The 14,191-nt window shown below is 71.2% G+C and carries 11 protein-coding genes; 2 read left to right on the forward strand and 9 right to left on the reverse strand.

All coding sequences use genetic code 11. The features are described 5' to 3' along the window. Positions 1–181: 181 nt before the first annotated feature. Positions 182–433 carry a hypothetical protein gene (locus ABZS54_RS37585; RefSeq protein WP_355546491.1) on the reverse strand — a complete coding sequence of 84 codons (252 nt, stop codon included), beginning with the start codon at positions 431–433 and terminating at the stop codon, positions 182–184. Positions 434–1,130: 697 nt separating this feature from the next. On the opposite strand from ABZS54_RS37585, the gene ABZS54_RS37590 reads away from it, so the two are divergent. After that, positions 1,131–2,744 carry a protein kinase gene (locus ABZS54_RS37590; RefSeq protein ID WP_355546509.1) on the forward strand — a complete coding sequence of 538 codons (1,614 nt, stop codon included), beginning with the start codon at positions 1,131–1,133 and terminating at the stop codon, positions 2,742–2,744. 150 nt (positions 2,745–2,894) lie between these two features. Here ABZS54_RS37590 and ABZS54_RS37595 read toward each other — a convergent pair whose 3' ends face one another. The 8 genes from ABZS54_RS37595 to ruvC all read right to left on the reverse strand — a co-directional run bounded on the left by ABZS54_RS37595 (position 2,895) and on the right by ruvC (position 12,523). Next, entirely contained in the window at positions 2,895–5,702 is a 2,808-nt protein-coding gene (locus tag ABZS54_RS37595; RefSeq protein WP_355546493.1) for a RelA/SpoT family protein, read from the reverse strand. 120 nt (positions 5,703–5,822) lie between these two features. After that, the gene (locus ABZS54_RS37600; protein WP_355546495.1) at positions 5,823–6,365 is read right to left on the reverse strand and encodes an adenine phosphoribosyltransferase; all 543 of its coding nucleotides are present in this window, start codon (positions 6,363–6,365) and stop codon (positions 5,823–5,825) included. Next, a complete protein-coding gene (gene secF / locus ABZS54_RS37605; protein ID WP_355546497.1) occupies positions 6,365–7,528 on the reverse strand; it encodes a protein translocase subunit SecF in 1,164 nt (387 codons plus the stop codon). The genes ABZS54_RS37600 and secF overlap by 1 nt, the downstream gene beginning before the upstream one ends. Further along, positions 7,528–9,312, reverse strand: a complete 1,785-nt coding sequence (gene secD, locus ABZS54_RS37610; protein ID WP_355546499.1) for a protein translocase subunit SecD — start codon at positions 9,310–9,312, stop codon at positions 7,528–7,530. The genes secF and secD overlap by 1 nt, the downstream gene beginning before the upstream one ends. A 173-nt stretch (positions 9,313–9,485) precedes the next feature. Next, the gene (gene yajC / locus ABZS54_RS37615) at positions 9,486–9,944 is read right to left on the reverse strand and encodes a preprotein translocase subunit YajC (protein ID WP_355546501.1); all 459 of its coding nucleotides are present in this window, start codon (positions 9,942–9,944) and stop codon (positions 9,486–9,488) included. Between the two features lie 150 nt (positions 9,945–10,094). After that, entirely contained in the window at positions 10,095–11,183 is a 1,089-nt protein-coding gene (ruvB, locus tag ABZS54_RS37620; protein WP_020551738.1) for a Holliday junction branch migration DNA helicase RuvB, read from the reverse strand. Positions 11,184–11,283: 100 nt separating this feature from the next. Next, the gene (gene ruvA / locus ABZS54_RS37625; protein ID WP_355546503.1) at positions 11,284–11,892 is read right to left on the reverse strand and encodes a Holliday junction branch migration protein RuvA; all 609 of its coding nucleotides are present in this window, start codon (positions 11,890–11,892) and stop codon (positions 11,284–11,286) included. A gap of 82 nt (positions 11,893–11,974) precedes the next feature. Further along, a complete protein-coding gene (gene ruvC / locus ABZS54_RS37630; protein WP_355546505.1) occupies positions 11,975–12,523 on the reverse strand; it encodes a crossover junction endodeoxyribonuclease RuvC in 549 nt (182 codons plus the stop codon). A 312-nt stretch (positions 12,524–12,835) separates the two neighbouring features. On the opposite strand from ruvC, the gene ABZS54_RS37635 reads away from it, so the two are divergent. Next, a complete protein-coding gene (locus ABZS54_RS37635; RefSeq protein ID WP_355546507.1) occupies positions 12,836–14,137 on the forward strand; it encodes a mannosyltransferase family protein in 1,302 nt (433 codons plus the stop codon). Positions 14,138–14,191 lie beyond the last annotated feature (54 nt).

Below are 14,191 nucleotides of genomic sequence, written 5' to 3' on the forward strand. Positions count from 1 at the left end.
GGGCGTGCAGCGAACAGCCGGTGCCGCCGGCGAACCCCGGCCGGTTCAGGAACACGCACGCTCCGTCGACCAGGCGCGTGCGCTTGTCGCCGTCCCCGAACACGCCGCCGCCCCCGGTCTACCCGGCCGCACCCGCGACACCGCCCCCGCCCGCCGCTCCCGGCACACCCCCGCCGCCGCCTCAGGCACCGCCGACGCCCAGCACGCCTTCGGCCGAGGCGGCCCCCGCCAGACCCGCCACCCCGCCCACCGCGCCGAGCACACCTCCCGCGGCCACCGCACAGGCCGCCGACCCGACGCCCGCATCGCCACCCGCACCCGCCGCTCCGCCGGAATCACCGGCGCCCACGCAAGCCGCCGCCGCGACGCCTTCGACCTCGCACACACCCGCGTCCGCGTTCGCATCCGACGAGACCACCATCGCCCCGCCCAACGAGGTCCTTCAGAGCAAGTCCTCCGCAGAGCCCACCACTTCCCCCGAACCCAACCGGCCCACGCCGCCGCCCGCGCCCGCGTCCACGCCCGACCCGGTAGCCCCACCCACATCCGCGTCGGACCAAACGACCATCGCTCCCGTCCGCCAGCCCACGCAGGCCGAGCCTCCTGCCGAACCGACTTCGGACCCGGTCACCGCACCAACTCCCCCACCCGCGTACCCGTCCGCGCCGGACGAGACCACCGCCGCCTCCACCCACGAGCCCGCGCCGGCCCAGCACCCCGCCGAGCCCGCGCAGCCCGTCCCGGACCCGGTCACCACAACAACACCCGCGTCCGCGTCCGACGCAACCACCATCACCCCCATCCACCAGTCCACAGAGGCCGATTCCCCCGAGCCCGCCCAGCCCGCTCCGCACCCGGTCACCACACCGACGCCCCCGCCCGTGCCCGAGTCCGCGTCCCCGCCGCCCGCATCCAACGACACCACCCCCACCTCCCAGCCCGCGCAACCCCAGCCCCCCGTCGAGCCCACCCAGCCCAATCCCAAGCTGGTCGCCCACGCTCAGGCCGCCCCCACCCCCGCCGTGCAGCCGCCGGTCGTGGAGCGGCCCCCCGGCCAACGCCCGCCGGCCGCGGCCCGCGAAGGCGGCAGCGCCCCCGTCGTCCCCTCCTGGGAAGGCCCCGACCGAGCCGTGCTCGCGCCCCTGGAGGGCGACGACCCGCGCACCGTGGGCGGCTATCTGCTCCGGGCCCGGCTGGGCTCGGGCGGTATGGGGCGGGTGTACCTCTCCTACACGCCCGGTGGGCGGCCCGTCGCGGTCAAGGTGATCCGAGGCGAGTTCGCCGACGATCCCGAGTTCCGCCGGCGCTTTCGCCAGGAGGTGGCCGCCGCCCAGCGCGTCCAGGGCCTGTACACCGCCCCGGTGATCGACACCGACGCGGACGCCGCGCAACCGTGGCTGGCCACCGCCTACGTCCCGGGCCCCTCCCTCTACGAGGCCGTCTACCGGCACGGTCCGCTGCCCGCGGAGACCGTCCTGGTATTGCTCGCCGGCGTCGCCGAGGCGCTCCAGTCGGTACACCGGGCGGGCGTGATCCACCGCGACCTCAAGCCGTCCAACGTGATCCTCGCCGCCGACGGCCCGCGCGTGATCGACTTCGGCATCGCCCGCGCCGCCGACGCCACGCCACTCACCCGGACCGGGATGAGCATCGGCACCCCCGCGTTCATGGCCCCCGAGCAGGCCCGGGGCCTGCCCTCCAAGCCCGCCACCGACGTGTTCGCGCTCGGCTCGCTGGCCACCTACGCCGCCACCGGATCGTCCGCGTTCGGCGAGGGAACGGACAGCTCGGTGCTCTACCGCGTGGTCCACCAGGAACCCGAACTGTCCGCCGTACCCGCACAGTTGCTGCCGATACTGCGTCGCTGCCTGGACAAGGACCCGGAGCGGCGCCCGACCCCGGTCGAGGTGATCGAGCTGTGTCGGGTCGCCTCCGAGGGCACCCGGCTACAGATCGGCGAGGGCTGGCTGCCGCCGACCCTGGTCGCCGAGGTCACCCGCCGGGTCAACGAGCAACCGCCCAGGGCGCCCAAGGATCCGACCGTGGGCCGCCGACGCAAGCGCCGCGCGCTGATCGCGGCGGTCACCGTACTGGTCCTGGCGGCCGCAGGCGCGGGCCTGGCGATCGGCCTGCGCAACAACGACGACAAGTCCCCCGTTGCCAAGGCCGGGCCGCAGGCCCACGCCCAGTCCCCGAGCCCGAGCGCCCCCGCCGGCGCCGCGCCCACCCCGTCCGCCACCACGAGCGCCAAACGCACCGGCACCCCGACCGCCACCTCCACCGCCACCGGCGCGCCGTCGATCGCGGCCCGCCCCGGCGAGAGCGCGACCGCGATCGCCACCGCCGGCGGCGTGGCCGAGGGCGGCGTGTTGTTCGAGCGGCAGTTGGACGTACCCAACGGCTACTGCGTCGGCCTGAGCTACACCAGCACGTGGAAGGGCAGTTGCAGCCTGAACGCGGGCGTCCTGTACTTCTACGGCGACGGCAACTACATCCAGGGCCAGGAGATGGTGCTGCTCGACCCGGGGCAGCCCAGCGACTTCCAGACCTGCCTGGGCGAGACCCGATACGCGAACAACAACCAGCTGCCGTTCACCTACCTCAAGGTGGGCTCGGTGATCTGCACCAAGGACGCCGAGAACGGCCTCGTCGGCACGGTCCGGATCAACGAGATCCCGTCCACCTCGGGCCCCAGCCAGTACTGGAAGATCTCGATGACCGTCTGGCGCGGCCCGCGCGGCTGAACCACTCCTGACGTGCCCGAGGTGGCGCCGGGATCACTCCCGACGCCGCCTCGTAAGCCCGAGCGCGCGGTGCGCACGAGCGCGAAGCCCCGTCCGTACCCAACCGCGGCCGAATCGCTTCCGACGGCCGCCGAACGCCCTCCGAACCGCCTACTGCTGCCGCCCGCTGGTCACCCGGTACGCGTCGAACACGCCCTCGACCCCGCGCACCGCCTTGAGCACGTGCCCCAGGTGCTTCGGATCGCCCATCTCGAAGGTGAACCGACTCACCGCGACCCGATCCCGGGTGGTGGCCACCGACGCGGACAGGATGTTCACATGCTGGTCGGACAGGACCCGCGTGATGTCCGACAACAGCCGCGAGCGATCCAGCGCCTGCACCTCTATGGCGACCAGGAACACCGAGGACGCGGTCGGCGCCCACTCGACGTCGACGATCCGCTCCGACTGCTGGGACAACGACTCGACGTTGCCGCAGTCCTGCCGGTGCACCGAGACGCCGTTGCCCCGGGTGACGAAACCGATGATCGGATCGCCCGGCACCGGCGTGCAGCAGCGGGACAACTTGACCCAGATGTCGTCGACGCCCTTGACCACGACCCCGGGGTTCCCGGTCGAGCGAGGCCGGCGGCGGGTCGCGGTCGGCCGGGTGGCCTCGGCGAGGTCCTCCGACGCGCCCTCCTCGCCACCAAGCGACTCGACCAGGCGCTGCACGATGGTCTGCGCCGAGACGTGCCCCTCCCCGATCGCCGCGTACAGCGACGAGATGTCCGGGTAGCGCAGCTCGTGCGCGAGGGTGACCAGGGTGTCCCCGCCGCCGGACATCAGTCGCTGCAACGGCAGGCCCTGCTTGCGCATGGCCCGGGTCAGGCCCTCCTTGCCCTGCTCGATCGCCTCCTCGCGGCGCTCCTTGGAGAACCACTGGCGGATCTTGTTGCGCGCCCGCGGCGACTTGACGAAGCCGAGCCAGTCGTGGCTCGGCGCCGCAGTCTCGCTCTTGGAGGTGAACACCTCGACCAGGTCGCCGTTGTCCAGCCGGCTCTCCAGCGGGACCAGCCGCCCGTTGACTCGGGCCCCGATCGTGCGGTGACCGACCTCGGTGTGCACCGCGTAGGCGAAGTCGACCGGGGTCGAGCCGGCCGGCAGCGCTATCACGTCGCCCTTGGGCGTGAAGACGAAGACCTCCTGGCTGGAGAGGTCGAAACGCAGCGACTCCAGGAACTCGCCCGGGTCCTCGGTCTCCCGCTGCCAGTCCAGGAGCTGGCGCAACCAGGCCATGTCGTTGGCCGGGTTCTCGCCCTTGCGCGCGGGCTTGGTATCGGTCTTCGCGGCACCCTTGGCGCCGACCGCCTCGGCCTTGTACTTCCAGTGCGCGGCGATGCCGTACTCGGCCCGGCGGTGCATGTCGAACGTGCGGATCTGCAGCTCGACCGGCTTGCCCTCGGGACCGATGACCGTGGTGTGCAGCGACTGGTACATGTTGAACTTGGGCATCGCGATGTAGTCCTTGAACCGCCCCGGCACCGGATTCCAGCGCGCGTGGATGGTGCCCAGCGCCGCGTAGCAGTCGCGGACCGAGTCGACCAGGACCCGGATGCCCACCAGGTCGTAGATCTCGGTGAACTCGCGGCCGCGCACGATCATCTTCTGGTAGACCGAGTAGTAGTGCTTCGGCCGCCCGGTGACCGTGGCCTTGATCCGCGCCGAGCGCAGGTCGCCTTGCACCTGATCGGTGACCAGGGCCAGGTATTCGTCCCGCTTGGGCGCACGTTCGGCGACCAGGCGCACGATCTCGTCGTACATCTTGGGGTAGAGGATGGCGAATGCCAGGTCCTCCAGCTCCCACTTGATCGTGTTCATCCCCAGGCGGTGCGCCAGCGGGGCGTAGATCTCCAGCGTCTCGCGGGCCTTGCGCTCCTGCTTCTCCCGCTTGAGGTAGCGCATGGTGCGCATGTTGTGCAGCCGGTCGGCGAGCTTGATCACCAGGACGCGCGGGTCCTTGGCCATCGCGATGACCATCTTGCGCACGGTCTCGGCCTGCGCGGCCTCGCCGAACTTGACCTTGTCCAGCTTGGTCACGCCGTCCACGAGCATCGCCACGGTGTCGCCGAAGTCGCGGCGCAGCGCGTCGAGGCCGTAGTCGGTGTCCTCGACCGTGTCGTGCAGCAGCCCGGCCATCAGCGTCGGCGGGTCCATCCCGAGCTCGGCCAGGATGGTGGCGACCGCGAGCGGGTGGGTGATGTACGGGTCGCCGCTCTTGCGCCGCTGGCCTCGGTGCCAGCGCTCGGCGGTCGTGTACGCCCGCTCGATCTGGCGCAGGTCGGCCTTGGGGTCGTTGACCCGGACCACCCGCAGCAGCGGCTCCAGGACCGGGTTGTACACGCTGTTGCGCTGCACGCCCAGCCTGGCCAGCCGCGCGCGGACGCGACTGGGGCCGTCCACCCGCAGCGAGCGCGAGCGCTCGGTGCCGCCGCCGCGCGAGGCGCCCGCAGGGCTCGGCGCCGCCTTCGCGACCGGCCTGGGTCCCCTGGCCTCGGGTCCGGCGGCACCGGCGGCGGGGCCGCTGTGGCCGTCGCTGCCGCGCGGGCCGTCGGCGCTGTCCTCGGAGGACGCGGCGGCCTGGGCCTCGTCGGCTCGCTTACCGCCCGGCTCGGCACCCTCCGATTCGGCGTCGGTCGGTCCGCCGGCGCTCGATCCGGCCGCAGCCGGGTGCTGGGCAGACGCCTGCCCGGGCCCGGCGGCCTCGGCCGGCGCTGCGGGCTCCGCGTCGGGCCGGGACCGGGTCACGGCCTCGTCGGCTCCTCCGGCGCCCACCGGAGGATGGCCCGAGGGGCCCGGTGTGGCACGTGTGGCGTCGTCCGAGGGAGCCGCGTGTTCGACGGCATCCCCCGAGGACGACGCGACGGGCGCGACCTCGTCCGGCAAGGGAACTCCTCCCACAGATGACGGAACTTCCATCGTACTGACCCACGCCCTCACGACTCGGCCATCCGGAACGGCAGCCGCCGCAACGGCGAAGGCCGAAGGCTCCCCGGCTGGGGCGCCTCCGGCCTCCGACTACGCGCCTTCGGCGGCGTGTCACACGACGATGAACGACTCCAGCGTGCCTTCCAGCAGCACCGGCGCGAGCCGCGCCCGGCCGTTCAGGAAGCCGAGTTCGAGCAGCACCTCGACCCCCACCACCTCCGCGCCCGCCCGCTTGACCAGGTCGATCGTGGCCTCGACGGTCCCGCCTGTGGCGAGTACGTCGTCGATCACGAGCACCCGGTCACCGGGCTCGAACGCGTCCTGGTGCACCTCCAGGGTGGCCGAGCCGTACTCCAGCTCGTAGGACTGCGCGTGGGTCGCGCACGGCAGCTTGCCCGCCTTGCGGACCGGAACGAATCCGGCCTGCGCGCGGTAAGCCACCGGTGCGGCCAGGATGAAGCCTCGGGCCTCGATCCCGACCACTTTGTCCACCCGACCCCGACAGCGCTCGGCCAGCGCGTCGACCAGGGCCGCGAACGCGACCGGATCGGCCAGCAGCGGTGAGATGTCCTTGAACACCACACCCGGCTGCGGCCAGTCCGGCACGTCCCGGATCCGGCTCTCCAGGAGCTTGCGCAGGTCGTCGTCGGCCATCAACGCTTCCTCTTGCCACCGGGACGGGTCCGCGCCCGACCGCGCGAGGCGCCCGCTCGCGGCGCACCGCCCTGCGCGGGTACGGTCTCGTCCTCGTCCGGCTCGGCGACCGCGTCCACGTTCGGGTGGCCCTCGGCCTGGTCGACGGGAATACCGGAGGCTTCGGCCGCCTTGGCCGCCTTCGCCTCGGCCGCCCGGCGCTGGGCCACCTTCTTCGCCAGCTGCCGCATCTCCGGCGACCGCTCCTTGAGGTCGGCCAGGATCGGCGTGGCGATGAAGATCGACGAGAACGCACCGGCGGCCAGACCCACGAACAGCGACAGTGCGATGTCCTTGAGCATGCCCGCACCGAGCAGACCGCCACCGACGAACAGCAACGACGCCACCGGCAGCAGCGCGACGACCGTGGTGTTGATCGAGCGCACCAGGGTCTGGTTCAGACCCGCGTTGGCCGCTTCGCTGTAGGTGAGCTTGGTCTGTTTCGTGATGTTCTTGGCGTTCTCCTTGACCGTGTCGAACACCACGACGGTGTCGTACAGGGAGTAACCGAGAATCGTCAGCAGGCCGATCACCGTGCCCGGCGTCACCTCGAAGCCCACCAGCGCGTACACACCGATGGTGATCACGATGTCGTGGATCAGCGCGACCAGCGCCGCGACGGCCATCCGCCACTCGAAGGCGAAGGTGAGGTAGATCACCACCAGGATCATGAAGATCACCAGGCCCTGGAGGGCCTTCTTGGAGATCTCCTTGCCCCAGCTGGGGCCGACCACCTGCGTGTTGACCTTGTCCGGCGCGACCTTGAGGTCCTTGGCGATGGCCGCCGCGACCTGCTTGGTCTGGTCCGCGTCCGACTCCGCGATCTGGATCCGCAGGCCGTCGCCGCCGACCTTCTGCACTATGGCGTCGGTGCCGTCGGTGAACGGCTCCACCGCCTTGCGGGCGTCGTTCTGCGAGGCCGAGGTGTGCTCGATCGTGTAGACCGAGCCGCCCTTGAACTCGATGCCCTGGTGCAGCCCGCGGCCGAGCAGACCGCCGACCGCGAGCAGCAGGATCAGCGCGGAGATCGAGTACCACAACTTCTTGCGGCCGACGAAGTCGAACGAGACGTCGCCGTGGTGCAGCCGGACGCCGATGTTCTTGAGGTCACCGAAGCGACTCATCACGCCTCCTTGACGCCGGCAGCGCGGCCACGCGGGCGACGGCTGCGGTACGACTGGCGCTGATTGGCACCGAGCGCTTCGGGGTCGAGGCCGGACCACTTGTGGCCGTCCGCGAAGAACTTGCGCTTGGCGAGGATCGTCATGAGCGGCTTGGTGAACAGGAACACCACCACGACGTCGAGCAGCGTGGTCAGGCCGAGGGTGAACGCGAAGCCCTGGACCTTGCCGACCGAGACGACGTACAGCACCGCGGCGGCCAGGAACGACACCGCGTCGGACACCAGGATGGTGCGCCTGGCACGGGGCCACGCCTTCTCCACGGCGGGTCGCAACGTGCGACCCTCGCGGATCTCGTCCCGGATGCGCTCGAAGTACACGATGAACGAGTCCACCGTGATACCGATCGCGGCGATCGCGCCACACACCGCCGGCAGGTTGAGTGCGAAGCCGATACTTCGGCCGAGCAGACACATGATGGCGTAGGTGAGGGCCGCCGAGACCGCCAGACTCGCGATGCTCACCAGGCCGAGGCCGCGGTAGTAGAACAGCGAGTACAGGATGACCAGGACGATGCCGATCGCACCCGCGATCAGACCACCCCGGAGCTGGTCACCGCCCAGCGACGCGGACACCGTGGTCACGTCGCTCTTGGTGAAGGACAGCGGGAGCGCGCCGTACTTGAGCACGTTCTCCAGGTCCTTGGCCGAGGTGCGGCTGAAGTTGCCCGAGATCACCGCGCTGCCGCCGGGGATCTCCGCCTTCACCGACGGCGCGGAGACGACCACACCGTCCAAGTCGATCGCGAAGCGGTTGGTCGGGTACTTGTTCGCCGCCAGGTCACCGGTGATCTTGGTGAACTTGCTGGTGCCCGCGTCGGTGAACTTCAGCTCGACTTCCCAGCCGCCGACGCTGCCGTTCTGCGGCAGTTGCGCCTTCGACGAGGCAACGTCCGTGCCAGGGATCAGCACCGGACCGAGGATGTACTTCTCCTCGCCCTCGCCCTGATCACGGCTGCACGCCACGGTCGGCTTGTCCTCCGGGGCCGGAACCGGGCCGAGGCCGCGGTTCTCCGGGAGGGAGCAGTCCAGGTTGTTGTACTTCGCGCGCAGCTCGGGCGTGATGCCGTTCGCGTCGGCCCCGGCCGGCGGGGTGCTCGCCGGAGGCGTCGCGGGCGGGGTGCTCGCGGGCGGCGTCGACGGCGGCGGGGTCGGGGCGCCGGACGCGTCCTTCAGGTTCGGGATGACCCGACCCTGCGGCTTGCCCGACTGGGTCGCGGGCGGGGTGCTCGCGGCGGGCGGCGTGCTTGCCGGCGGCGTACTTGCCGGCGGGGTGCTCGCGGGCGGCGTCGACGGCGGAGTCAGCGGCAGCTTGGTACCACCCTGGGGGTTGAACGGCGTGGCCTCCAGAACGGGCCGGAAGAACAGCTTCGCGGTCTGGCCGACCTGCTCCGCCGTCTCCTTCTCGTTCTTGCCCTTGGGGATGCTGATGACGATATTGCGGTCGCCCTCGGTCTGCACCTCCGCCTCGGACACGCCGAACGCGTTGACGCGCTGGCGGATGATCTCCACCGCGGTCTGCATGTTCGACTTGTTGACCGCACCGTTGCGGCCCTGGTCGGCCTTGGCGGAGAGCGTGACACTGGTGCCGCCCGCGAGGTCGATGCCCAGACGTGGGGTCTTGTCCCCGGTCGAGAACATGATCGCGTACAGCGCGACGATCACGACCCCGATGAAGGCCAGGACCCGCCCGGGGTGCCCTCGGGAACTCGATTTCGGTGCTGCCACCTTCGCCCAATCTCCCTCTCGATGCCGCCGCGGACGGGCTTGCGCCACGTCCGCCGGCACGGCACGGCGCCCGGCAGATGCCGGACGCTGTCGTATCCGGGGTGTCACCCCCGGTCACATGACTGTATTGCTCTGCGGCGGCCCGAGGGCCACCGCACCCACCACGAGCCGAACTAGTCCTGCTTGTCGTCCTTGCGCAGCCGGTCGCCGACCTCGGACGCCTTGCTCGCGCCCTCGGACTTGGTGACGTCCACGGTCTTGGTGTCCTCGGCCTCGGAGTCCTCGGCGGCCTCGGGCTTCTTGTCGAGCTTCACGACGTCGTCGCCGGCTTCGGCGTCGTCTTCGTGCTCGTCTTCGTGCTCGTCGGCCTCGTCGCCGGAGGACAGGACGGCGGCGATGGCGCTCTTGACGAAGCGGCAGTGCACATCGGGCGCGACCTCAAGGATGACGGAATCGTCCTCCACCTCGGTGACCGTCGCGTACAGCCCTGCGATCGTGCGGACCTCGGCGCCCGGGACCAGCGAGTTCTGCGTTTCCATGGCCTGTCGCTGGCGTGTCTTCCCGGGCTTGATGATCAGGAAGTAGAACACCACGACGATGATTACTGGCAGGAGGAGGGTAAGCGGGTCCACGGCTTGAAACGATTCCTTCCCAAGGCCGCTCGGCGGCCCGGACGGTGACACTCGGCCGGCCACGGTGCGGCAGCCTCGGCGGAGTCTAGACGGGTACTTACTACAGGAACAACGACTACCGACCGCGTGTGTTCCCGACACGCACCGGCCTCACTCGGTTGCATCCTTACCGGTCACGGCCCCGTTGTCGAACAACACGCTCTGTTGTGCACCGAGCTGCCCCGGCAGCGCGCCCTGCGGCGGGTTCAGCCCCAGATGCAGCCATGCCTTCGCGGTGGCCACCCGACCGCGCGGTGTACGGGCCAGGAAACCGCTGCGGACCAGGAACGGCTCGGCGACCTCCTCGACCGTCTCGGTCTCCTCGCCGACCGCCACGGCCAGCGTGGACAGGCCCACCGGACCCCCGCCGAACAGCGTGGTCAGCGCCTGCAGCACGGCTCGGTCCAGCCGATCCAGGCCCAGCGCGTCCACCTCGTACACGTCCAGCGCACGCGCGGCGATGTCCCGATCGACCTTGCCGTTCGCCCGTACCTGCGCGTAGTCGCGGACCCGGCGCAGCAGCCGGTTGGCGATCCGAGGCGTGCCGCGCGAGCGGCCGGCAATCTCGGCGCCGCCCTCGGCGGACAATTCGACGTCGAGCAATCGTGCCGAACGGTTCAGCACCCGTTCGAGTTCGGCGGGGGCGTAGAAGTCCATGTGGCCGGTGAAGCCGAACCGGTCGCGCAGCGGCGGCGGCAACAATCCGGCCCGGGTGGTCGCGCCCACCAGGGTAAACGGCGGCAGGTCGAGCGGGATCGCGGTGGCCCCGGGACCCTTGCCGACGATGATGTCGACCCGGAAGTCCTCCATCGCCATGTACAACATCTCTTCGGCGGGCCGCGACATCCGGTGGATCTCGTCGAGGAAGAGCACCTCGCCCTCGGACAGCGAGGACAAGATCGCGGCCAGGTCGCCGGCGTGCTGGATGGCCGGGCCGGAGGTGATCCGGATCGGCACCCCCATCTCGGCCGCGATGATCATCGACAGCGTGGTCTTGCCGAGTCCGGGCGGGCCGGACAGCAACACGTGATCGGCGGTGCCGCCGCGCCCCAGGGCCGCGGTCAGCACCAGGGACAGCTGCTCGCGCACCCGCTCCTGGCCGATGAACTCGTCGAGGTTCTTCGGCCGCAGCGCGGCCTCGACGGCCTGGTCCTCGCCGTCCGCCTCGGCGGTCACCAGGCGTTCGCCGTCCTGCGTCATCGTGTTCCGCCCATGGTCGTGGTCGTGCGGCCTGCGTTCATCCTGCCCGACCCGGGCGACACGGGAATGCCGCGCCGAACGACGGGTCGCCTCCGCCGGTTCATCGGCGGTTCAGGCCGCGCAGGGCCGCCTTGAGCAACGCGCCGATGTCGGGCGTGGCCGCGGCCTCCGCCTCGGCGGTCACCGAGGCGACCGCGTCGTCCGCCTCGCGCGTCGCGTAGCCCAGGCCGACCAGCGCGGCGTGCAGTTGATCCCGCCAGCCGGCGCTCGCCGGGGCGCCGACGCCGAGCGCGGCGCCCGCGCCGGTGGGCGAGCCGAGCTTGTCCTTCAGGTCCAGGAGCAGCTTCTGCGCGCCCTTGGGTCCGATCCCCGGAACGGCGGTGAGCGCCTTGGCATCCTTGCCCGCGACCGCGGCGCGCAACGCGTCCGGGCTGTACACCCCGAGCATCGCCAGGGCCAGCTTCGGCCCCACCCCGTTGGCGGTCTGCAACACCTCGAACGTGCGCTTCTCGTCGTCGTCGGCGAAGCCGAACAGGGTGAGCGAGTCCTCCCGCACCACCAGCGACGTGGCCAGTCGGGCCGCCGCCCCGACGCGCAGCGTGGCCAGCGTGGTGGGCGTGCACTGCACGGCCAGGCCGACCCCGCCGACCTCGACGACGGCGGTGTCCGGGCCGAGGCCGGCCACCGTTCCGGAGACGAACGCGATCACCCGAGTGCTCCTGCTTGGCTAGTGGTACGTGGGCCGGCCGGACAAGGGCCGGTCGTCGAAGGCAACCGGTGGCCGGGTCCGGTCATCGGCGGGTGCCGCGCGGCAGCCGCGCGGTGGGCGTGCGTGCCGCGGCCACCGCCGCCGCGAGCCGGTCCGAGGCGCCGCCGCGCCAGATGTGACAGATCGCCAGCGCGACCGCGTCGGCGGCGTCCGCCGGTTTCGGCGGCCCGTCCAGACGCAGGATACGGGTCACCATCGCACCGATCTGGGCTTTGTCGGCGCGCCCGCTCCCGGTCACCGCGGCCTTGACCTCGCTCGGCGTGTGCAGCGTCACCGGCAGACCGCGCCGCGCGGCGCACACGATCGCCACGGCGGATGCCTGCGCGGTGCCCATCACGGTGCTCACGTTGTGCTGGCTGAACACCCGCTCGACCGCGACGCAGTCCGGGCGATGCCGGTCCAGCCACTCCTCGATGCCCTGCTCGATACCCAGCAGACGTGCGTCGATCGCCGCCTCGGCCGGAGTGCGCACCACGCCCGCCCCGATCATCCGCAGCGGTTTGCCGACCGCGCCGTCGACCACGCCGACGCCGCATCGGGTCAGACCGGGGTCGACCCCCAAGACCCGCATGCCGCGCCCCTCTCGTCCCGCGTCGTGTCGCCTCGGCGTCGCCGTGGTATTGCCCCCGCATACGAGCCGAACGCTGCCCGATACGAACACCTGTTCGCCCGAGCAAACCCTAGTGCAGCCGCGCCGATCCCCTCGGTACCGCCACTCCGTGATCACTCGTTCGAGCGACACGTACGCTTGGCCCGGTCGATAACGCCCCGATGACAGCCCTGTGACGATCGTTCCCCAAGTGGCCCGGTCGCCGCACAGGAGCCCGCACAGGCGACGCTAGGGTCGGTTGAGACTGCCTCGCTCGCCGCCCGGAAGGTTTTCATGCCGTCGCCGTCCACGCCGGTCACCGAGACCCCACCGGCCGCCGAGAAGGGTGCGATCAGGGTGCCGGCGCGCCCCGACAGGGCCTTCGCCGCCGGTCTCCCCGACCGCCTGCGGACCGGCGTCGTCGACTTCGCACACCGCGCGAGCGCTTCTTTTCGCCCGGCCCGCACGGCGGTACTCGGCTACCTGATCGCACGGGCGATCAACCTCGCGGTGCTCGGCGTGATGGCGTTGGCGGCCGGCAAGCCGTTCTGGTCGATGGTCGGCTCGTGGGACGGCGTCTGGTTCCGCGACATCGCGGACTTCGGCTACGTCGACAAGATCCCGGTCTCGCCGGCCGGCAAGCCGTACTGGACCAACGTCGAGTTCTTCCCCGGCTACCCCTGGGCCGTCCGCCTCGTCGGCGATGTGACCGGCCTGTCCGCGCTCAACGCCGGCATGATCGTCACCGTGTCGGCCGGTGTCGTCGCGGCATGGGGGCTGTACGCGCTCGGGCGCGAACTCACCGGCAACCACCGGGTGGCCACCCTGTTCGCCCTCCTGTGGGGCGTCGCGCCGGGCTCGATGGTGCTCACCATGGTCTACTCCGAGGCGCTGTTCGTGGCCTTCGCGTCCTGGGGCCTGCTTGCCGTCGTCCGCCGCCACTGGACCCTGGCCTGCGGGCTGTGCCTGCTCGCCGGCCTGACCCGCAACACCGCGTTCGGCCTGGTCGCGGCCCTGGGCGTGGCGACCCTGGCGATCGTGCTGCGCCGCCGCGAGGACGGCACGCGGATCGGCCTGCTGGCCCCGGAGGCCCGCCGCCCGGTGTTGGCCACGCTGGTCTCACCGCTGGCGTGCGTGGGCTTCATCGCCTGGGTGGGCTGGCTGGCCGGTCGACCCGACGGATGGGTCTGGATCCAGGACAAGGCCTTCAACCTGCGCTTCGACTGGGGCATAAGCACCGTCCAGTGGATGGCCAAGTACCTCACCCACCTGGGCCGGCCGATCTATGTGGTCTGCACGTTCGTGATCATCCTGTCCGTGGGGCTGATGATCTGGTCCCTCCGGGACCGCCGAATCCCGCTGCCGGTGCACGTGTACGGCGGCGTGGTGATGCTCCTGGCCCTGACCACGAGCAACGGCTGGTTCTTCCACTCCAAGCCACGCTTCATGCTCCCGGCCTTCACCATCGCGCTGCCACTGGCCCGGCTGATGGCCAAGTGGCCGCGCGGCGTGGTGATCTCGGTGCTGGTCGCGGGGGCGGCGTTCGCCGGGTGGTACGTGGGCTTCCTGCTGTACGTAATAAACACGAACCCGTAGCGCCCACGGCGATTTCGCGAACGCGCGTGGGGTCGGCGCGAAAGTCCGCCCCCC

It is taken from the genome of Embleya sp. NPDC005575 (genome assembly GCF_040605455.1).
Taxonomy (GTDB): Bacteria; Actinomycetota; Actinomycetes; order Streptomycetales; family Streptomycetaceae; genus Embleya.